The organism is Polynucleobacter sp. AP-Kolm-20A-A1 (genome assembly GCF_018688315.1).
Lineage (GTDB): Bacteria > Pseudomonadota > Gammaproteobacteria > Burkholderiales > Burkholderiaceae > Polynucleobacter.
The window spans coordinates 959,713-977,806 of the sequence record NZ_CP061315.1 but is presented as its reverse complement, the minus strand read 5'-3'; the positions used below and the strand labels follow the sequence as shown (position 1 = coordinate 977,806).

Annotated in this window: 24 protein-coding genes; 13 read left to right on the top strand and 11 right to left on the bottom strand. The window is 45.2% G+C overall.

The features are described 5' to 3' along the window. Positions 1 to 53: 53 nt before the first annotated feature. From C2745_RS05130 to C2745_RS05095, 8 genes are read left to right on the top strand one after another with little or no spacing between them, the layout of a single operon-like run. Positions 54 to 968 (top strand): amino acid ABC transporter substrate-binding protein, encoded by a 915-nt coding sequence (locus C2745_RS05130; protein WP_215383329.1) that lies wholly within the window; start codon positions 54 to 56, stop codon positions 966 to 968. 44 nt (positions 969 to 1,012) lie between these two features. Continuing rightward, positions 1,013 to 1,795, top strand: a complete 783-nt coding sequence (locus C2745_RS05125) for an amino acid ABC transporter permease (protein WP_215383328.1) — start codon at positions 1,013 to 1,015, stop codon at positions 1,793 to 1,795. 23 nt (positions 1,796 to 1,818) lie between these two features. Beyond that, positions 1,819 to 2,487: an amino acid ABC transporter permease gene (locus C2745_RS05120; protein WP_215383327.1), complete on the top strand. Its 669-nt coding sequence runs from the start codon at positions 1,819 to 1,821 to the stop codon at positions 2,485 to 2,487. Positions 2,488 to 2,518: 31 nt separating this feature from the next. Then, complete coding sequence (locus C2745_RS05115; protein ID WP_215383326.1) at positions 2,519 to 3,253, top strand: amino acid ABC transporter ATP-binding protein; 735 nt, start codon at positions 2,519 to 2,521, stop codon at positions 3,251 to 3,253. A 17-nt stretch (positions 3,254 to 3,270) separates the two neighbouring features. Beyond that, positions 3,271 to 3,666, top strand: coding sequence for a hypothetical protein (locus C2745_RS05110; RefSeq protein WP_215383325.1), 396 nt, complete (start codon positions 3,271 to 3,273; stop codon positions 3,664 to 3,666). A gap of 40 nt (positions 3,667 to 3,706) precedes the next feature. Continuing rightward, a complete protein-coding gene (locus C2745_RS05105) occupies positions 3,707 to 4,390 on the top strand; it encodes a DUF3313 domain-containing protein (RefSeq protein ID WP_215383324.1) in 684 nt (227 codons plus the stop codon). 1 nt (position 4,391) lies between these two features. Continuing rightward, positions 4,392 to 4,655, top strand: a complete 264-nt coding sequence (locus tag C2745_RS05100) for a hypothetical protein (RefSeq protein ID WP_215385683.1) — start codon at positions 4,392 to 4,394, stop codon at positions 4,653 to 4,655. A gap of 6 nt (positions 4,656 to 4,661) precedes the next feature. Further along, positions 4,662 to 5,555 (top strand): alpha/beta fold hydrolase, encoded by an 894-nt coding sequence (locus C2745_RS05095; RefSeq protein WP_215383323.1) that lies wholly within the window; start codon positions 4,662 to 4,664, stop codon positions 5,553 to 5,555. 69 nt (positions 5,556 to 5,624) lie between these two features. Here C2745_RS05095 and C2745_RS05090 read toward each other — a convergent pair whose 3' ends face one another. The 4 genes from C2745_RS05090 to wrbA all read right to left on the bottom strand — a co-directional run bounded on the left by C2745_RS05090 (position 5,625) and on the right by wrbA (position 8,330). Continuing rightward, positions 5,625 to 5,810 (bottom strand): hypothetical protein, encoded by a 186-nt coding sequence (locus C2745_RS05090; protein WP_015420997.1) that lies wholly within the window; start codon positions 5,808 to 5,810, stop codon positions 5,625 to 5,627. A gap of 89 nt (positions 5,811 to 5,899) precedes the next feature. Next, a complete protein-coding gene (locus tag C2745_RS05085) occupies positions 5,900 to 7,315 on the bottom strand; it encodes an FAD-binding oxidoreductase (protein WP_215383322.1) in 1,416 nt (471 codons plus the stop codon). Beyond that, on the bottom strand, positions 7,315 to 7,704 hold the full coding sequence (locus C2745_RS05080) for a DUF2069 domain-containing protein (RefSeq protein ID WP_215383321.1): 390 nt from the start codon (positions 7,702 to 7,704) through the stop codon (positions 7,315 to 7,317). The genes C2745_RS05085 and C2745_RS05080 overlap by 1 nt, the downstream gene beginning before the upstream one ends. Positions 7,705 to 7,727: 23 nt before the next feature. Further along, a complete protein-coding gene (wrbA, locus tag C2745_RS05075) occupies positions 7,728 to 8,330 on the bottom strand; it encodes an NAD(P)H:quinone oxidoreductase (RefSeq protein WP_215383320.1) in 603 nt (200 codons plus the stop codon). Positions 8,331 to 8,352: 22 nt separating this feature from the next. Between wrbA and C2745_RS05070 the strand changes: the two genes are divergently transcribed. The 4 genes from C2745_RS05070 (at position 8,353) to C2745_RS05055 (ending at position 12,067) form a co-directional block, all read left to right on the top strand. Beyond that, positions 8,353 to 9,201, top strand: a complete 849-nt coding sequence (locus C2745_RS05070; RefSeq protein ID WP_215383319.1) for a YhjD/YihY/BrkB family envelope integrity protein — start codon at positions 8,353 to 8,355, stop codon at positions 9,199 to 9,201. Positions 9,202 to 9,279: 78 nt separating this feature from the next. Next, a complete protein-coding gene (locus C2745_RS05065; protein WP_215383318.1) occupies positions 9,280 to 9,735 on the top strand; it encodes a CBS domain-containing protein in 456 nt (151 codons plus the stop codon). Between the two features lie 43 nt (positions 9,736 to 9,778). Continuing rightward, the gene (gene aroC / locus C2745_RS05060) at positions 9,779 to 10,894 is read left to right on the top strand and encodes a chorismate synthase (protein ID WP_215383317.1); all 1,116 of its coding nucleotides are present in this window, start codon (positions 9,779 to 9,781) and stop codon (positions 10,892 to 10,894) included. Between the two features lie 15 nt (positions 10,895 to 10,909). Continuing rightward, positions 10,910 to 12,067, top strand: a complete 1,158-nt coding sequence (locus tag C2745_RS05055) for an MFS transporter (RefSeq protein ID WP_215383316.1) — start codon at positions 10,910 to 10,912, stop codon at positions 12,065 to 12,067. A gap of 6 nt (positions 12,068 to 12,073) precedes the next feature. Here C2745_RS05055 and C2745_RS05050 read toward each other — a convergent pair whose 3' ends face one another. The 5 genes from C2745_RS05050 to C2745_RS05030 form a co-directional block, all read right to left on the bottom strand. Next, positions 12,074 to 12,817, bottom strand: coding sequence for a peptidylprolyl isomerase (locus C2745_RS05050; protein ID WP_251368290.1), 744 nt, complete (start codon positions 12,815 to 12,817; stop codon positions 12,074 to 12,076). Between the two features lie 105 nt (positions 12,818 to 12,922). Then, the gene (locus C2745_RS05045; RefSeq protein ID WP_215383314.1) at positions 12,923 to 13,201 is read right to left on the bottom strand and encodes a BolA family transcriptional regulator; all 279 of its coding nucleotides are present in this window, start codon (positions 13,199 to 13,201) and stop codon (positions 12,923 to 12,925) included. Next, a complete protein-coding gene (locus C2745_RS05040) occupies positions 13,198 to 13,746 on the bottom strand; it encodes a septation protein A (protein ID WP_215383313.1) in 549 nt (182 codons plus the stop codon). Before C2745_RS05040 ends, C2745_RS05045 begins: the two co-directional genes overlap by 4 nt. A 24-nt stretch (positions 13,747 to 13,770) precedes the next feature. Then, complete coding sequence (gene msrB, locus C2745_RS05035; RefSeq protein WP_215385623.1) at positions 13,771 to 14,190, bottom strand: peptide-methionine (R)-S-oxide reductase MsrB; 420 nt, start codon at positions 14,188 to 14,190, stop codon at positions 13,771 to 13,773. Between the two features lie 28 nt (positions 14,191 to 14,218). Beyond that, complete coding sequence (locus C2745_RS05030) at positions 14,219 to 15,685, bottom strand: YdiU family protein (protein ID WP_215383312.1); 1,467 nt, start codon at positions 15,683 to 15,685, stop codon at positions 14,219 to 14,221. A gap of 55 nt (positions 15,686 to 15,740) precedes the next feature. On the opposite strand from C2745_RS05030, the gene C2745_RS05025 reads away from it, so the two are divergent. After that, a complete protein-coding gene (locus C2745_RS05025) occupies positions 15,741 to 16,223 on the top strand; it encodes a PaaI family thioesterase (protein WP_215383311.1) in 483 nt (160 codons plus the stop codon). Here C2745_RS05025 and C2745_RS05020 read toward each other — a convergent pair whose 3' ends face one another. After that, positions 16,224 to 17,081 carry an NRDE family protein gene (locus C2745_RS05020; protein WP_215383310.1) on the bottom strand — a complete coding sequence of 286 codons (858 nt, stop codon included), beginning with the start codon at positions 17,079 to 17,081 and terminating at the stop codon, positions 16,224 to 16,226. Between the two features lie 8 nt (positions 17,082 to 17,089). Then, on the bottom strand, positions 17,090 to 18,091 hold the full coding sequence (locus C2745_RS05015) for a folate-binding protein YgfZ (RefSeq protein WP_215385528.1): 1,002 nt from the start codon (positions 18,089 to 18,091) through the stop codon (positions 17,090 to 17,092). Positions 18,092 to 18,094 lie beyond the last annotated feature (3 nt).

Here is an 18,094-nt window from a genome sequence, read left to right as displayed (position 1 = left end):
CTATAAATACATTTGTATCAATATAAGCAAAAGTCTAAGACAGGGGATTTCATATGAAAAGCAAGAATTTAATTAAAGCAGGCTTGGTAGCCGCAGGTTTGTTATTGGGTGCATTGAATGTTCAAGCCGCTAGCCAAACCATGGATAAGATCAAATCTTCGGGTGCCGTAACTATGGGCGTTCGTGAATCTTCTATTCCTATGTCATACACCACAGGCGATAGCCGCTTTGATGGTTACCACGTAGAAATTTGCCGCATGATTTTGGGTGACATTAAAGACAAGCTCGGTATGAGCACTTTGCGTATCAACTATCAACCAGTGACTTCTCAGAATCGCGTTCCATTGGTGCAAAACGGTACAGTAGATATTGAGTGCGGTACAACTACAAATAACGTGAATCGCGCAAAAGATGTTGGCTTTGCAAACACCTTGTATGTTGAAGAAGTTCGTATTGCTGTAAAAGCAAACTCTGGCATCACCTCCATTTCTCAGTTGGCCGGCAAGAAAGTGGCGACTACCACTGGTACAACATCAGTTCAATTGTTGCGTAAGCACGAGAAGGCTAATGGCGTGAACTTTGATGAAGTATTTGGTAAGGACCATGCTGATAGCTTCTTGCTCTTGGAGTCTGGCCGTGCTGACGCCTTTGTGATGGACGGCTCTATTTTGGCAGGCAATATCGCTAACTCTAAGAATCCTAAAGACTACAAAATTGTTGGCGAAGTTTTGGCTACAGAGCCAATCGCTATTATGGTTCGCAAGGATGACCCTGAGTTCAAGGCCGCTGTGAATGCTGCGATTGCGAAAATCGTCGCCAATGGCAATATGCCTAAGCTTTGGAATAAATGGTTCTTGTCTCCAATTCCACCAAAAAATATCGTAGTAGGTCTAGAGTTGTCTCCAGCAACTAAAAATGCTTGGGCTAACTTGAACGACAAACCTGCAGAAGACTACAACAAGAAATAATTCGAATCGCTGATAGATAGGTTTATATAGATGCGATCGTATTTATGGATTTAGGAATCTTTTGTAAAAGTACCTTAGACGGAGAAGTGGTAGACCACTGCTTCTCCGCTTTACTTGGTATTGGACAAAATGCAGATCCCAGTTATTTAGATTGGCTGATGAAGGCATGGGGATGGACTTTGGCTGTTGCAGGCCTTGGTTTGCTCATTGCACTTACTCTTGGCGCCGTGATGGGAACTTTACGCACATTGCCAGCCGAAACTTCTCTGAACAGATTTTTGGTGCGCCTCTCTACAGCCTGGGTAGAGCTCTTTAGAAATATCCCCATCTTGGTACAGGTATTTCTTTGGTATCACGTGATTCCAGCTTTTATTCCAGTATTAAAGGGTTTCCCCTCCTACTTATTGGTCAGTATTGCCTTGGGCTTTTTTACCTCGGCTCGTATTGCAGAACAGGTTAGGGCAGGTATTCAATCTCTGCCTTCGGGACAGAGGGCTGCAGCAACGGCGCTGGGGCTCACAACATTTCAAAGCTACCGCTACATCATTTTGCCAATGGCTTTAAGGATTGTGATTCCACCATTAACTTCTGAGAGTATGAATCTGATTAAAAACTCTTCAGTAGCATTTGCGGTATCTGTTCCAGAGCTTACTTTGTTTGCGATGCAGGCTCAAGAAGAAACCGCGCATGGTGTTGAAATTTATTTAGCTGTTACTTTCCTTTATGCGCTTTCTGCATTCGCAATCAATCGTGTGATGGCCTATATTGAGAAGCGCTCACGTATTCCCGGTTTCATTGTTTCAAATTCTGAAGCGGCGGCCCACTAGATGACTAAATTAATGGTGACCACATGCTGAGCCTAGACCTGAGTTTTTACAATTGGGATCTTTTTACTAATTACATCCTAAAGGGCATGCTCTTTAGTGTTCAGCTCACTGTAATCGCTACAGTTGGTGGAATTGTTTTTGGGACCTTCTTGGCATTGATGCGTTTATCTGGAAAACCAAGCTTGGTTTATCCAGCAACCATTTACGTCAACACTATGCGGTCGATACCGCTGGTTATGGTGATCCTATGGTTCTTCCTTTTGATTCCAATGCTCATTGGAAGACCTATTGGAGCAGACCTCTCAGCCACAATTACCTTTATCGCATTTGAGGGTGCATTCTTCTCTGAAATTGTGCGCGCTGGTATTCAGTCTGTGCCTAAAGGGCAGGGCTATGCAGCGCAAGCGCTTGGCATGACTTATGGGCAAAACATGCGCTTCATTGTTTTGCCACAAGCGTTTAGAAACATGATTCCAGTATTTATGACCCAGACCATCATCCTTTTTCAAGATACTTCCTTGGTTTACGCCATCGGAGCATACGATTTACTAAAAGGTTTTGAAATTGCTGGCAAAAATTATGGTCGTCCAATCGAGACTTATATCCTCGCTGCATTTACTTATTTCATCATTTGCTTCTCGCTCTCAAAAATTGTGAGAAGAGTGCAGTCCAAAGTGGCGATTATTCGCTAATTCATCTTTAATTCTAGACAAGCAATTCATCATGATTGAACTTCAAAATGTCTCAAAATGGTATGGCGACTTTCAGGTTCTCACTGATTGCAGCACCTCAATCAAAAAAGGTGAGGTAGTTGTTATTTGCGGCCCCTCCGGATCCGGCAAATCAACGCTCATCAAAACAATCAATGCGCTAGAGCCATTTCAAGCTGGCGAAATTACGGTTGATGGCATTCGCTTGCACGACCCGAAAACCAATCTTCCTAAGTTAAGGGCAAGAGTAGGGATGGTATTTCAACATTTTGAGTTATTCCCTCATCTGAGCATTACAGAGAATCTCACGCTAGCCCAAATGAAAGTATTGGGCCGCTCCGCTGATGAAGCTAAAGCTCATGGCCTGAAGTATCTTGAGCGCGTTGGTTTGATGGCACAAAAGGATAAGTTTCCTGGCCAGCTCTCAGGCGGCCAGCAACAACGCGTTGCTATTGCACGTGCATTGAGCATGGACCCAATCGTGATGTTGTTTGATGAGCCAACATCAGCGCTTGACCCAGAAATGGTTGGCGAAGTTCTTGACGTTATGGTGAAGTTAGCTAATGAAGGCATGACCATGTGCTGCGTAACTCACGAAATGGGCTTTGCAAGAAAAGTTAGCAATCGTGTGATCTTTATGGATCAAGGTCGCATCATTGAGGATTGCAGCAAAGATGAGTTCTTTGGGAATCCCGATGCAAGATCCCATCGCGCAAAAGACTTCCTTTCCAAAATACTAGCCCACTAAAGATTCAGGCTAGTCGAATGCTTTCGTCAATTAAGTCATTTATTTGCGTATTTGGCTTATTGACGCTCTGTGCATGTAGTGTTGCCAAATTGGAAGCACGGCTTGAGGCAAACCCTCAATGCAAGGATGTGATTAATCCAAAGACTGGATCTGTTATGCCTTGCCCTGGAACGGATAAATCGTTTTATCGCTCTGTTGGTCTTGAGCCGCAAAGGCCTTCTTCGTCCGCTATCGCAGCTGCTGCAGCCACTACCATTGCGAACACCTCTTCAACAAGTGATTCAGCCAGTAAAGCAACTGCACCCGCTACAACTTCAGCACCTAGAGTTGCAACCCCGGCATCCTCATCCGATTGCAAGCCACAGATTCACAAAAAAACTGGGGGCATGTTGCCATGCCCCGTCCCGGATTAATTAGTCCAATACTTATTAGTATTTTATTAAAGGAATTAAGATGCGCAAATTCACCGTAGTAGCAGCTTCAATTTCTGCCGCCGTTATTTTGGCGGCATGTAGCAATACACCAAAGCTAGCTTCAGAGCCAATGCCAAGATCGGGCTTCTTACCAAATTATTCGGTATTGGTACCAATGGCTACAAACCAATCAGATGCCCGCATTTGGAGATACCGTAAGGCAGGCGTAAATCCTGGCAACTACACTGCGGTCATTCTGGATCCAATCTATTTAAATCAAAGCGCTACACAAGAAATTAGCGCAGAAGCTATTTCCCAGGCGCAAATCACACTGCAAGATTCAATGGTTGCTGCAATTAATTCTCGCGGCAATATTCGCATTGTTAACAGCCCTGGTCCTGGTGTAGCACGCATCACGGTTGGCATTACCGGGGCTGAAAGCTCTGTAAATAGTTTGCAGCCTTGGAATTTCACACCAATCGGTTTAGCGGTGAATGCGGCAGCCTTTGCTGGCGGCGTTAACTCTAAAACTCCTGCTTTACTTGTAGAGAGCAAGATTACCGATAGCCAATCGAAAGAATTGTTAGGTGAAGGCTTGGTAACAATCCAAGGCGAATCTTTTAGAACTGGTTCAGGCTCCGTTGAGTCCTTCATTGAAATGGCCAAGAAAGTGGTTCGTGTTGCAATGGAAACTTCTGCAAATCCAACCCCCACTGGAAAATAAAATGCCCGTAAATCATTTCTCAAAACTGGGGGCTATTTTTTTAAGCCTTCTATTTTTCTCGCTTACTAGCTATGCAGACGATGCAAGTAAAAATCGTGAAATAGCCCAGCGCTTTGCTAAGTGCGATGTTAACCATGATGGCAAGTTAACCAAAGACGAGGCAAAAGGCTGCATGCCGCGTATTTACGATCATTTTTCTTACTTGGATTCTGGTAACAAAGGTTATTTAACCGTTGCCGAAATACAAGCAGTGGCTGATAGATAAGTTGTTATGGCAATCATATTTCCTGGCTTTGAGAATGGGGTAGCTACCGTTACCTCGGGGGATGGCCCAATTGATATTGCCTATCAAATTGGGGGCGCTGGTCCCGCATTACTATTGCTTCATGGCTTTCCGCAGACAAAAGCCATATGGCACGAAGTTGCACCAGAACTCGCTAAATCCTTTACCGTGATTGCTGCCGATCTTCGAGGGTATGGCCAGTCCTCGAAACCGCATGGAAAATCGGATCATTCAAGCTATTCAAAACGATCTATGGCTGCTGATCAGCATGCTTTGATGCAGGCGCTAGGTCATGAGGAGTTTTTCTTACTTGGACACGATCGTGGGGGCCGCGTATCTCATCGATTGGCAATGGACTTTCCTAAGAGCATTAAGAAGCTGATGGTCTTGGATATATCGCCAACCCTCACCATGTATGAAAACACTTCGATGGAATTTGCTAAAGGTTATTGGCATTGGTTCTTCTTAATTCAACCCGAACCTGTGCCTGAAACCATGATTGGAGCCAATCCCGAATTTTGGCTAAAGAACCACATGGGACGCCACGCAGGTACGGGTATTTTTTCACCAGAGCGATGGGCGGAGTACTTGGCTGGAGCAAGCAAACCTGACGGAATGCATGCAATGTGTGAGGATTATCGAGCCGCTGCAAGCATTGATCTAGTTCATGATCGCGCAGACCGCGACCAAGGTAAGCAGCTTCAGATCCCCTTGCGAGTACTGTGGGGTGAGCATGGCCTGGTAAATAAGTGCTTTAAACCTATTGAGGACTGGAAGAGGGTGGCAACTGACGTTACCGGCATGGCAGTCCCTTGTGGGCATTACATACCTGAAGAGCTTCCTGAGGTAGTAATCGCCGAATCAAAGCGTTTTTTTGCTTAAATTTGCTAAATAAAGCCCAATAAAAGCAAAAAACCCTAAATAAATCAGTTATTTAGGGTTTTATTGGGATTATTCTGGGTGGAAATTATTGCTAGCCATGAAGCTGATGGTGCGCTCAAAGCCAAGAATGCGGATGTAACGCCAAGCAATATCACGATATTTGCTATCCAAGTAGCCAATAGCGACTTCAGGCGTCCTCTTAGACAAGTCGATCTGTTGAATTGCACGGGCCCAACGTTTGAGTCTTGTTGACATATTTGTCACCTCCATGACCATACAACGCACGATAAATCGATGGGGATGACAGGAATTACAAAATATTTAATAAAAAATGGGGTTTTTTATTAAATTGAGACGACTTTGTGGGGATTGAGGATATTTTGGGGGTCTAGAGCCGTTTTAAGGGTCCTCATGAGGTCGTGGGCTACCGCACCTTTGTGAGCCCTTAAGCCATCCAATTTAAGCTGTCCCACGCCATGTTCTGCCGAAATGGAACCCTTGCAGCGCTCCACTTGGCTGTAAACCAGCTCATGTATAGCTTTTTCATTGGCCTGGTTAAATGACTTGGGATCAATTCCTAACGGCGGGGCTATGTTGTAGTGAAGATTGCCATCACCCAAGTGCCCAAAATTAATGATTCTGATGCCAGGATATTTCGCACGCATTAAATCATCCGTTTCTTTGATAAAGCTCTCGAGCGCAGAAAGAGGGATGGTGATGTCGTGTTTTAGATTCGCACCTTCTTCAGCTTGGGCTAGGGTAATGTGTTCACGCATCTGCCAAAACGATTTGGCTTGACTTAAGTTGCTGGCAATGACGGCATCCGAGATGAGATTTGCTTCAAATGCTTCCTCTAAAACAGTTTCCAGCAATTGTCTTACATGTTCCTCACTCTCGTGATCAGAAAGTTCTATCAAAACCGTGTAAGCAGGATTACCTTGTAGTGGATTAGCCATGTGCGGGAAGTGCTTTGTATTTAATTCCAAAGACTCCCGCGTCATCATTTCAAATCCGGTGAGCAATGATGTAGCGCGTTTCTGAAATAAATTTAATAAATCGATGGTAGATGCAACGCTATCGACAGCAACCAATGTTGTCCATTGCGAAATGGGTAGGGGATAGAGCTTCATAACTGCAGCGGTAATAATCCCTAACGTGCCCTCAGAACCAATGAATAAGTCGCGTAAGTCATAGCCTGTATTGTCCTTGCGCAAGCCTTTTAAACCGTCCCATATTTCACCTTTGGCGGTAACCACCTCTAGACCAAGACACAGGTCGCGCGTATTTCCATAACGCAATACATTTGTGCCGCCTGCATTGGTTGCTAGATTGCCTCCAATCATGCAGCTTCCCTCCGCCCCAAGGCTTAAGGGAAATAAAAACCCATGCTCCGCAGCTTTTTCTTGCACTGATTGCAAAATACAGCCGGCCTCTAGAGTAATGGTTTGATTGGCGCTATCAATCTCTAATATTTGGTTCATGCGCTTAAAGCTCAAAACAATCTGCTTACCGCTGTCATCGGGCGTAGCTCCGCCGCAAAAGCCAGTATGGCCACCTTGAGGGACAATCGCGACATTGCTCTGGGCGCATGCTTGAACAATCTTTGCAATCTCTTCAGCACTTTTAGGTAGTACAACAGCCAAAGCTTTACCGGTATAACGCTTACGCCAATCCGTTAGATAAGGTACCTTATCTGCATCATCGGCCAGGATATATTGCGGACTCAAAATGCCATGAAGCTGCTGGATGAATGATTGCATCAGCGATTTGCCTCTCGCATTTTTTTAAGGCTTTTGGCTTCCTTCTTGATAGGCTTTAAATAAATCAGCAAGCAAACAAAGCCAATAGTGGCAAGAATTGTTTCCAGCAGAGCGAGCCAAAAGTTAGCGCCTGTTTCTAGAATGCGTACCAAACCTTCGGTCACGTAAAGCAGAATTAACATCGATGCCCATTGCATGGTGTAAACCTTGCCTTTCCACAGGCCAGGAATGGCAAACAACAAGGGAATGCCCTTCAAGATCAACCAGGATCCGCCAGGACGAAGAGGGGAGACAAACCATTCCCAGCAAACACACAGAATGAATAGATCGATAAATGCCGCTGTTGCTATTAGCTGATACGGATTCTTGTCTAGAATTTTTTGATACATGTTCATAACTTGCAAAGTGGTCATCAATTCTTGAAAAGTTTTAATGCTGTTTCAGCTAGGCGCTTGCCTTGAGCTTTTGCCAATCGCTGTTCCTCGGGGCTAATAGGCGCTCTTCCATCCGCATGCGCTAAATGGGTTACCCCATAGGGACTTCCGCCTGTGCTGGATGACATTAAATCTGGCTCACTGTAGGGCAAACCAGTGATCAACATGCCGTGATGAAGTAGGGGAATCATCATGGTCAATAGGGTGCTTTCTTGGCCGCCATGCATGCTACCGGTACTGGTAAATACACAAGCAGGTTTTCCAATGAGAGCGCCGTTAAGCCACTCGGATGAGCTGCCATCCCAAAAGTATTTCATTGGAGCCGCCATATTGCCAAATCGGGTAGGCGATCCAAGGGCTAGACCAATACACTCCTTCAAATCAGAATATTCGACGTAAGGAGCGCCTTCGCTGGGTACCGGGGCCTCAGATGCCTCGCAAACCGTGGAAACTGCTGGAACAGTTCTTAAGCGCGCATTAACCCCAGGAACGCTTTCAATGCCTTCGGCAATAAGGCGCGCCAAATCCTTGGTTGCACCATAACGGGAGTAGTACAAAACTAAAATATCTTGTTGGCTCATATTCTTCTCTTATGATACGGCGATGCGCATTATTCGTAACCCCCAATTATGGCTCTCCCTGGGCAAAGAGCTCTGGGAGGGGAACCGCGATCAAAATTTAAAGCAAATTGCTGCCAGTTTGTCCTTTACGACAACTTTATCGCTTGTGCCAATGATCACCATAGCCACGATGTTGATAGGTTACCTGCCAAGCGTTATTCAGGTTAAAAACACCTTCAGAACTTGGTTGCTAGATACATACATGCCCGGCGGCTTAAATCAGCAGGTCTTTATGTATTTAGACCAGTTTTCCTCAAAAGCCAGTGGTCTTACTTTCGTTGGTTTAATTGGATTGGTGGTTACCACCATCATGACCCTTGCAGTGATTGAGGGCGCCTTTAATCAAATTTTTAAGGTTAAACAGAGCCGCCCACTTCTCAAAAAGATAGTCATTTACAGCGCTGCCACCTTCGTAGCGCCAGTTCTTCTGGGTATAGGCATCTATTTAAGCGGTGTTCTATTTAGCGCTTCGGAAGGCTGGATTAAGGCAGTTTCTTTTGGCTTTAAGTTAATTGCTACATTTGCACCAATACTCTTGGCGGTGGGCGTCTTTGCGGTCGTTTACAAGATATTGCCTTATGCCAAGATTCTCTGGGTTGACGCTTTTACCGGCGCATTTTTTGCCGCCTTGGCTTTTGAGCTGATGAAGTTTGGCTTTGCCATCTTTTTAAGTAATACAGCCTTTTACAAAACGGTTTATGGCGCCTTTGCCATATTTCCCCTGGGTCTAATTTGGATCTATATGACTTGGTGGATCACCTTAGCTGGCGCTGTTTTGGTGGCTAACCTGCCCGATATCCGAAGTGGGGTAATTAGGGTTATTCGTTACTAAAAGTTAGCGCTTAAGCCTTGATTCAAAGAGGGCTTGCGGATATATTGAGTCTATACATGGATCAATTCCGGAGACAAAATGAAAGTTCGTGACATATTGAGGGTAAAGGGCAGCACTCTGTTTACCGTTGCCCCTGATACTGCTTTGCAAACAGCCGTATTGGTGATGAGCGAACATGACATAGGCTCTTTAGTCGTAATGCAATACGACAAGCTGGTTGGGATATTGACCTTCCGCGAGGTCATTGCTGCGTTAGCAAAACATCATGGCAAGCTTGATGGTTTGCAGGTTAACAACGTCATGAATCAAAAGCCGCTCACCTGCAATATGGAAACTGAGATCGATGAGGTTCGCCGCATGATGTTGGTGGACCATGCTCGCTATTTGCCCGTTGTGGACCAAAAAATGCTCATGGGCGTAATCTCGTTTTATGACGTCGCAAAATCCGTTGTAGAGGCTCAGGATTTCGAAAATACGATGCTCAAGGCCTACATTCGCGATTGGCCGGAAGACACAGAAAAGGCTTCTAACTAAGCTGTTCTAGCCCAAAATTCCTGACAAATGACATAATGTCGATATGTCAGGAAATACTTTAGGCCTCCTCTTTACAGTTACCACCTTTGGTGAATCCCACGGTCCCGCTATTGGGGCGGTGGTTGATGGCTGTCCCCCAGGAATGAATCTTTCTGAGGCGGACCTTCAGCTCGATCTTGATCGTCGTAAGCCTGGTACTTCACGACACGTTACCCAGCGCAAAGAAGAGGATAAGGTTGAAATCCTATCTGGCGTATTTGAAGGCAAGACTACCGGCACGCCGATAGCCTTACTCATTCGGAACACCGATCAGCGCAGTCAAGACTATGGCGATATCTTGCAAACTTTCCGCCCTGGACATGCTGACTATGCGTATCAGTACAAATATGGCATTCGCGACCCTCGTGGCGGCGGAAGATCCTCAGCACGTTTAACCGCTCCTGTTGTTGCAGCAGCAGCGATTGCTAAAAAATGGTTGCATGAAAAGTATGGAACCGAGTTCTATGGCTATATGAGTCAACTCGGTGAATTGGAAATTCCATTTAAAGATGCATCCCAAATCGAAAACAACCCATTCTTTGCGGCTAACGCTGAAATGATTCCCCAACTTGAGTCCTATATGGATGAGTTGCGCAAAGCAGGGGACTCATGCGGCGCGCGGATTGAAGTGCGAGCCCGAAATGTTCCTATTGGCTTAGGTGAGCCCTTATTCGACAAGTTGGATGCGGATATTGCACATGCAATGATGGGTATCAACGCCGTTAAAGGCGTTGAAATTGGTGCCGGCTTTAAATCAGTACCCCAGAGAGGAAGCGAGCATGGGGATGAGCTGCATCCTGATGGCTTTGCAAGCAATAACTCTGGTGGAACACTGGGCGGCATCAGCAGCGGTCAAGACTTACGCGTTTCGATTGCTATTAAACCCACCTCAAGCATTTTGAGCCCAAAGCAATCGGTAGATTTAGCGGGCAATCCGATTACCGTCCAAACCAAAGGGCGTCATGATCCTTGCGTAGGAATTCGGGCAACGCCTATTGCTGAGGCAATGCTGGCTTTGGTTCTAATGGATCACGCATTACGTCATCGCGCTCAATGCGCAGATGTCATCATGCCAACCAAATCTATTCCGTCATCCCAACCAGGCTCTAGCAAAGATTAACGCGAACTAGCTGAGATGACGCCTTCACTTCGCTGGGCCTTCGGGTCCTTTTTCTTTTTATATTTTGCTTATGTTGGACTGGTTTCGCCATATGCCAGCCTATTTTTTCAAGACCGCGGCTTTAGCGTTATTGAAATTGCCGCGTTGATGTCGATGCTGCAAATTACAAGAATCATTGGCCCATTCTCATGGGGTTGGCTATCAGACTATCTGTCGAATAGAGTTGGCATTATTCGATTTTGCTCATGTTTGGCAGCCATTGTATTTCTACTAATCTTTTTTCTACAAAGCTACATTAGTTTTTTCATTTGGATGTTTGTGTTGCATACCATCCTGAGTAGCCTTATGCCCCTTGGTGAATCGGCCACCATTCATGCTTTGTATAAAGACAATTCCTTTGATAAGCGCTACGGCCGCCTTCGTCTATGGGGCTCTATTGGTTTTATCGTAATGGTTCTTGCTGCAGGCGAATTATTTCAACGTAAGTCCATTGAACTTTATCCATTTGTTGGTGCCACTGTTTTGCTAGCGCTTGCGTTTATTAGCTTCCAGCTGCACGAACCTAAGATGGAGCGGCGCAAGATGGTTAAGGGCGAGCTATTGATCGTGCTATTTAATCCTGATGTTCGCTGGTTCCTGGTGTCTGGATTTTTCATGATTTTTGCGCACGCATCCTTTTACGTTTTTTACTCCTTGTATCTCTCTGATCTGGGGTATGACAAGTTTCAGATTGGTCTATTTTGGGCTCTCGGCGTACTAGCTGAAGTTGTATTTTTCTACTTTCAAAGTAAGTTTCTCAGTAAGTTGGATGCTGAAGTCATTCTTCAGGCTGCATTTGGAATTGGCGTCATACGCTTTGTCTTGATTGCGTTCTTGCCCATTACCTCTGTTTTGATTGTGGCGCAGCTAATGCATGCCGGAACGTTTGCCGCCCACCACAGTGCGGCGAATAAATTGCTGCAGCGCTGGTTTACCGGTCCTTTGCAAGCTCGCGGGCAAGCGCTTATGGCAACCATTTCTTATGGACTTGGCGGAACGCTAGGGGGGCTCTGTGCTGGTTGGATATGGGAGTTATCTCAACCTAGAGATGTCTTTGTCATGTCCGCCTTTGCATGCGGATTGGCGGGAACAGCAATCCAGAAACTCAGACCGCGTCGCTATCCCGCCAGCTAATTCGTCTTATTGAATTTTGGCTTTAGCGCGGAGCTTTTGCATCATTTCTGAAAACTTCGCTTTCTGCCAATTCTTGTCAGACATAATCATTTGCTTAAGCTGATCTTTGATTTCATCTATGCTAGGCGCCTTCACATCGCGCACATCAATCATTTTGATCACATGCCAACCGAATTGAGACTTCACTGGTTTTTCGGTGATTTGTCCATTCTTAAGTTGCACCATGGCTTTAGAGAATTCAGGCACAAGAGCCTTGTCGCTAACCCAACCAAGATCACCACCATTTTTTGCTGATCCAGGATCTTGAGATTTCGCTTTAGCAATCTCTTCGAAGTTAGCGCCTGACTTTAACTGCGCAATAATTGCCTTAGCATCAGATTCTTTTTCTACCAAGATATGCTCGACATGGTATTCCTTGCCGGTATATTGAGACTTCACGGAGTCATAAGCAGCTTGAAGATCTGCCTCTGCAACACCTTCTTTTGCTACATAGTCTTCAAATACGGCCGCAATCAAAACACTCATGCGTGCCTGTTCTAATTGTTCACGAACTAATTCGTTTTGGATCACGCCGCGTTTATCCGCTTCTTGCAGAATTAATTCACGTGTCACCAACATTTCACGCGCTTGGTCACGTACCTGCGGGTTTTCAGGTTGACCAGATTTTTGGACCAGCTTATCGAGCTGAGCTTTGGGGATCGACTTGCCATTCACAATCACTGCGTTTTGCGCATATGAGTAGCTAGACATTAGGGAAGCGCTGAGTACGCTGATAGCAAAGATTTGGCGTTTATTGAGCATTTGATATGTAAAGTTAAATAGTAAAAGGCTTGTTCAGTTTAAATCATGGCCAAACTAAACCTCATCCGTAGAGAGGGCTGAAATGGTCAAGGCATGTATTTCTTTGGGAATATGGCGCTGAAGGGCTGCGTAGACTGCGCGATGACGGGCTACAAGACTCAAGCCCTTGAATTCTGGGGCTGTAATCGAAAGCTTAAAGTGCCCGCCGCCAGTCGCAGCGCCAGCATGGCCGGCATGAAGATGGCTTTCATCCTCAATGATCAGGCTCTGTACATCAAAAGCATTGCGTAAGTCGGCTTCAAATAGGGAGATGCGCTGTTGATTAATGCTCATTCTGCAGGATGCTCCATGTGCCGAGACAGCCAAATGCCTTGGATGATGACAAACACAACCAATAAGCCAGTGCTACCAAATAACTTAAAGTTCACCCAGGTTTCTTCCGAGTACTCAAAGGCAATATATAGATTAAGAGCACCCATCGCAAAAAAGAATAAGGCCCAGGCCATATTTAATTGATGCCAAACTGAATGCGCACTCTCCATCTTGAGGGTTACTTGCTTACCCATTAAAACTTGAATCCAATTCTTTCTAAAGAACTGGGCGCTAACAAAAAGAACTCCAGCAAAAAGCCAATAGAGTGCAGTTGGTTTAAGTTGAATGAAGGTTTTGTCGTGTAGAAAGATCGTTAGGCTGCCAAATACCAAGATCATGGCCAGGCTAACCCATTGCATTACATCAATCTTGCGGTGGCGGTAATAAACCCACAATATTTGCCCGATGGTGGCAACCATAGCAACAATCGTAGCCGTGTAAATATCACCAAATTTAAAGGCGATAAAGAAAAGAATAATTGGGAAGAGGTCGAATAAAAATTTCATAGGTTCAATTATCCTGCTATTTACTTATTGGTCTGAATTTGCAAGCTTTGCATTACTGCTTGGCTCAAAATTCAAAGATGCAGAATTAATGCAATAACGAAGACCTGTGGGATTGGGGCCATCATCAAAAACATGTCCTAGATGGGCATCGCAATGAGCACAGCGCACCTCGGTACGAACCATTCCATGGCTGGTATCCCGTATCTCCTTAATAGAGGAGTTATTTTCAGGTGCGTTATAGCTTGGCCAACCGCAACCAGCATCAAACTTAGTTTCAGATAAAAAGAGGGGGGTATTGCAACAAATGCATTTATAGCGACCCTGATCCCAGTGATCCCAATATTTCCCAGAAAAAGGACGTTCGGTCGCAGCTTCACGAGTAACGCGATATTCGATATCAGTGAGTTCTTGTTTGTATTCTTGATCTGTTTTTTTCATGGAGATTCTTGTATTAATAAGGGTTTTTTCTTGACTAAGAGGAGCAGCTTACCTCTATCTGAGATAAGTCTGGTGGAGGGGGATTTGAGTATTTTTCGTACTGCGGTTGATCCTCAAAGGGTTTTTCAAGCACCTTCAGCAAATTAGCTACCTCAGAAAAATCCCTGTCTTTTGCTTTATCGATTGCGGCTTGGGCCAAATGATTTCTCAAGACGTACTTAGGATTGACAGCATCCATTCTTAGCTTGCGCTGCACGTCATCACTCGATTCCTCATTCAACCTCAGAAGATAATCTGAGAACCATTGATCTATAGCCGGGAGATTAATGAACTCATCTCTTAATGAGATCTGATCTACTGCGGCATTTGTCCTTACATCACTTAACTTGCGAAAGAAGCATGTGAAATCCACGCTTGACTCATGCATTGCCTGTAGCAAGCGCTCAATCAAATCCACATCCTGCTCTTGAGGGTTTATGAGGCCTAATTTGTTGCGGAAGAGGGATTGCCATGTTTTGGCATAGATCAAGGGAAATTGCTCTAGCGCAGATCTAAGGAGTTTTTCTGTATTTTCAGCATCCACTGTCAACTCAATCAGCGGCATCATTGCGCTGGCTAGACAAGCCATATTCCAATGCATGATTTGAGGCTGCCGATGATAGGCATAACGACCTCCCTGGTCACTGTGATTGCAAATATGGTCAATTTGAAATTGATCCATAAAACCAAAAGGGCCGTAATCCATAGTTAAGCCCAGCACGCTGATGTTGTCGCTGTTGAGAACGCCGTGACAAAATCCGACTGATTGCCACTGGGCAACTAGAGTGGCATTTCTTTCGCATATACGCGTAAATAGTTCTAAGTAAGGATTTTGGCTTTGCTCACACCCGGGATAATGTTCGTCAATTAGTAAATCAGCCAATTCCTTTAAACGTTCAATATTTTGCAAAGAGGCAAAGTGTTCAAAATGTCCGATTCGAATAAAGCTTGGCGCAAGACGTGCGCATACAGCCGCAGTTTCTATAGTTTCACGCCGAACCGGCAAATCTGATCCAACAATTGATAAGGCTCTTGTTGTAGGAATGCCTAATGCATGCATAGCCTCGCTACATAGAAATTCTCTAATAGAAGATCGTAAGACTGCACGTCCATCACCCATTCGAGAGAACCGTGTTTTTCCTGCCCCCTTAAGCTGCAACTCTTGACCGGATTTTTCTCCTAACAAGATTGCTCTGCCATCTCCAAGCTGTCCTGCCCATACACCAAATTGATGGCCGCTATATGCCGTAGAAATTGGATTAGGAAATACCTCTGAAAACCCAGATGGATTATTACCAGCCAAAACTTCCAGCCATTCTGGGTTGGCTGGAAAATGATCCTTACCAAGGGGTATATCAACCAGGCGAGCTGATGCCGCTGAGAAAGCTACCCAATATGGATTGGGTATCGGAGTCGGTAGGGTTTTTTCGCAGGCGTCTTCGCCAGTTAACGTAAAGGCCATAGAACTTATTCTATGGGGATTTCCATATTCGCGTACAAGCCTCTAAAATCAAAATATGAACAAACAAGTCCAAATTAACCCCCAAACCCAGCTCGCTAATTTAGGTGAAGAACTCAATGTCCCTTTTCTAAAGCTTTTGGGTGTGAGATGTTTAAGCGCGGAAATGGGCAAGGGCGAAATACTGCTCGCCTTGAAGCCCGAGCACACCAATACCTGGGAAGTAGCTCATGGTGGGGTTTTGCTTACCCTAATGGATGTTGCCATGGCGGTTGCCGCTAGATCTGGAGATCCAGGTGATCGCAGTGTTGTGACAATAGAATTAAAGAATAACTTTATGCAGGCCGCTAATGGTGTTCTGCGCGTCAAAGCAGATACGGTACGCCGCACAGCAACCATGGCTTTCTGTGAAGCTAAGTTGTACAACGATCAAGGTGAGGTATGTTGCATGGCTACAGGCACATTTAAGTATCTTAAGCGCCTAGCAACTCGAAATGCTGATGGTGAACGTGTTGTAAACGACGATCAGCGCTCACGATAATTAGACGGACAGATTAGAGCCCGGCACTGCGCTTAGGGCTCCGGTGATGACATCGTGCCCAATAGTGCCCGTTGCATCGAAACGCCTTTCAACCATCTCAAATTGACCATCCCTACGAACTCTTAGGACCGTGCTTGAACGAGTTCCATAGGAGGGGGTTTTAACAAACGCTGGCGACAACGCTTTTTCCCATTCTTTACTTACACCCGTATTGGGTAACTCATGATCGCTCGCCGGATGTGTATCAGCTAGTAACTTGAGGTATTGATCGACATTTTTTAATTGGCCTTGGTCCATTGCCAATGCTTGCGCAAATGCGGCGACACGATGATTGACCTTAGGCCAGGGTGTATCCAACATAGCGTTTGATAAACCATAAACTCCAGCCTCTAGGGCTTGCTCAGGGAAAATTTTTCGAGGACGAATACTTTGCCCCATTGCCATGCGATTGCTTACCCAATGCATTTCGGCATTTGCAGGATCACTGAAATCTGCCATCAGCAAATTAAAACCGTTGTACTGTTGAAAGCGTTTGGCATTGTTTTGAATGAAATCAACTGGGCGATCTTTGCCAGTCAAGTACGTTAATGAAAGTTCGCCGCGGGTTCTCGCATCAGGATTTTTTTCGCTTGGGGCTCTTACATTTGTTACGGCAGCAAACCTACCGGTTTTGGTAAAGCCCAGCCATGTACCAGGACTGCCCAATACATCGGCGCGATCTTTGCCTGCCAGAATGTGTGGGTGCTCAGCCCACCAGGCCACTCCCTCGGTATCGCGATCGTAAAACTCATCGCGATTTGCTGCCACCACTAACGGGTAGTCTGGGTGAGATTTCCAGGCAAATAGGATGAGGCACATTTTTAAGCTTAGATTTCCAGTAGCGGGTAGGGCAATACATCTATTTTTAACACAGGTCCTTGAGAGCTACCAAGATATAAATTTCCACTTTCTAGAGCGTCTAATTTGCATTCAATTTGTAGATCAGCCCTATGCAATTCGATTGGATTTTCTGATGCTAGAACAACCATGCCTGCAGGCTGAGATGGATCATCGGAATGAAAGATTTCGGTACCGGGTACGAGTAAAGCTAGATCTATCCTCTCTGTAGAACAGTGAGCAAGCTGGAGTCTTCTTTTAATTGCACCACGATATTGACTGCGCGCCACTATTTCTTGGCCTGGATAGCAGCCTTTTTTAAAGTCTACGCCAGCAACGGATTCAAAGTTAATCATTTGAGGCACAAACTGTTCTTGGGTTGCTAGAACAATTCTTGGTATAGCGCTGATCACTTCAAGATAATTCCAGTTGCTCAAATTTTCTTCGTCAAAGTTGAGGTCATTGTTGCCTGGATCGGCAATCAAAATCCTTGCCAAAGTTTGTTCGCTCAACAACACATCTGGTAGACGCAAACCAAGCTGCTCCGCACCTAAGCTAACGCCAGATATTTGCTCGTCACTTCCGACCAAGCAAGAAATTGTGTATTTGCTAGAAACATCCAAAACCTTCACTTTTGAACGGAGAACAAACATAGATAAGCGCTTCGCTACAGACGAAGCGATATCTGCTGATATAAATAATCCAAAGCGATCCTCTGATGATCCTTCGGAAGGAAAAAGTCCAACCCAAGCACTAGCTAAAAGTCTGCCTTTGGGGTTGCAATAGCCAATCAGCCTTACTGCGTCATTATATTTAGCGACTTCAGTCGGTTGGGTGACCTTTAGACTCAAAACAGAATTGCTTAACTGGTTCTGTAAAAAGGTGGCAGCATCAGCACCCTCAACCATAATTAAGCCCCATTGCGGCAATTGGCATGGTTTATGGGGGTTAAATTGTCCAGAAAGCAGGGGTTTTTGGGGGGAATTAGTCATGAC

Excerpts from the sequence above, each read along its gene's own strand:
- C2745_RS05130 (WP_215383329.1), top strand. The coding sequence starts at position 54 with ATGAAAAGCAAGAATTTAATTAAAGCAGGCTTGGTAGCCGCAGGTTTG.
- C2745_RS05125 (WP_215383328.1), top strand. The coding sequence starts at position 1,013 with ATGGATTTAGGAATCTTTTGTAAAAGTACCTTAGACGGAGAAGTGGTA.
- C2745_RS05120 (WP_215383327.1), top strand. The coding sequence starts at position 1,819 with ATGCTGAGCCTAGACCTGAGTTTTTACAATTGGGATCTTTTTACTAAT.
- C2745_RS05115 (WP_215383326.1), top strand. The coding sequence starts at position 2,519 with ATGATTGAACTTCAAAATGTCTCAAAATGGTATGGCGACTTTCAGGTT.
- C2745_RS05110 (WP_215383325.1), top strand. The coding sequence starts at position 3,271 with ATGCTTTCGTCAATTAAGTCATTTATTTGCGTATTTGGCTTATTGACG.
- C2745_RS05105 (WP_215383324.1), top strand. The coding sequence starts at position 3,707 with ATGCGCAAATTCACCGTAGTAGCAGCTTCAATTTCTGCCGCCGTTATT.
- C2745_RS05100 (WP_215385683.1), top strand. The coding sequence starts at position 4,392 with ATGCCCGTAAATCATTTCTCAAAACTGGGGGCTATTTTTTTAAGCCTT.
- C2745_RS05095 (WP_215383323.1), top strand. The coding sequence starts at position 4,662 with ATGGCAATCATATTTCCTGGCTTTGAGAATGGGGTAGCTACCGTTACC.
- C2745_RS05090 (WP_015420997.1), bottom strand. The coding sequence starts at position 5,810 with ATGTCAACAAGACTCAAACGTTGGGCCCGTGCAATTCAACAGATCGAC.
- C2745_RS05085 (WP_215383322.1), bottom strand. The coding sequence starts at position 7,315 with ATGCAATCATTCATCCAGCAGCTTCATGGCATTTTGAGTCCGCAATAT.
- C2745_RS05080 (WP_215383321.1), bottom strand. The coding sequence starts at position 7,704 with ATGTATCAAAAAATTCTAGACAAGAATCCGTATCAGCTAATAGCAACA.
- wrbA (WP_215383320.1), bottom strand. The coding sequence starts at position 8,330 with ATGAGCCAACAAGATATTTTAGTTTTGTACTACTCCCGTTATGGTGCA.
- C2745_RS05070 (WP_215383319.1), top strand. The coding sequence starts at position 8,353 with ATGCGCATTATTCGTAACCCCCAATTATGGCTCTCCCTGGGCAAAGAG.
- C2745_RS05065 (WP_215383318.1), top strand. The coding sequence starts at position 9,280 with ATGAAAGTTCGTGACATATTGAGGGTAAAGGGCAGCACTCTGTTTACC.
- aroC (WP_215383317.1), top strand. The coding sequence starts at position 9,779 with ATGTCAGGAAATACTTTAGGCCTCCTCTTTACAGTTACCACCTTTGGT.
- C2745_RS05055 (WP_215383316.1), top strand. The coding sequence starts at position 10,910 with ATGACGCCTTCACTTCGCTGGGCCTTCGGGTCCTTTTTCTTTTTATAT.
- C2745_RS05050 (WP_251368290.1), bottom strand. The coding sequence starts at position 12,817 with ATGTCTAGCTACTCATATGCGCAAAACGCAGTGATTGTGAATGGCAAG.
- C2745_RS05045 (WP_215383314.1), bottom strand. The coding sequence starts at position 13,201 with ATGAGCATTAATCAACAGCGCATCTCCCTATTTGAAGCCGACTTACGC.
- C2745_RS05040 (WP_215383313.1), bottom strand. The coding sequence starts at position 13,746 with ATGAAATTTTTATTCGACCTCTTCCCAATTATTCTTTTCTTTATCGCC.
- C2745_RS05030 (WP_215383312.1), bottom strand. The coding sequence starts at position 15,685 with ATGGCCTTTACGTTAACTGGCGAAGACGCCTGCGAAAAAACCCTACCG.
- C2745_RS05025 (WP_215383311.1), top strand. The coding sequence starts at position 15,741 with ATGAACAAACAAGTCCAAATTAACCCCCAAACCCAGCTCGCTAATTTA.
- C2745_RS05020 (WP_215383310.1), bottom strand. The coding sequence starts at position 17,081 with ATGTGCCTCATCCTATTTGCCTGGAAATCTCACCCAGACTACCCGTTA.
- C2745_RS05015 (WP_215385528.1), bottom strand. The coding sequence starts at position 18,091 with ATGACTAATTCCCCCCAAAAACCCCTGCTTTCTGGACAATTTAACCCC.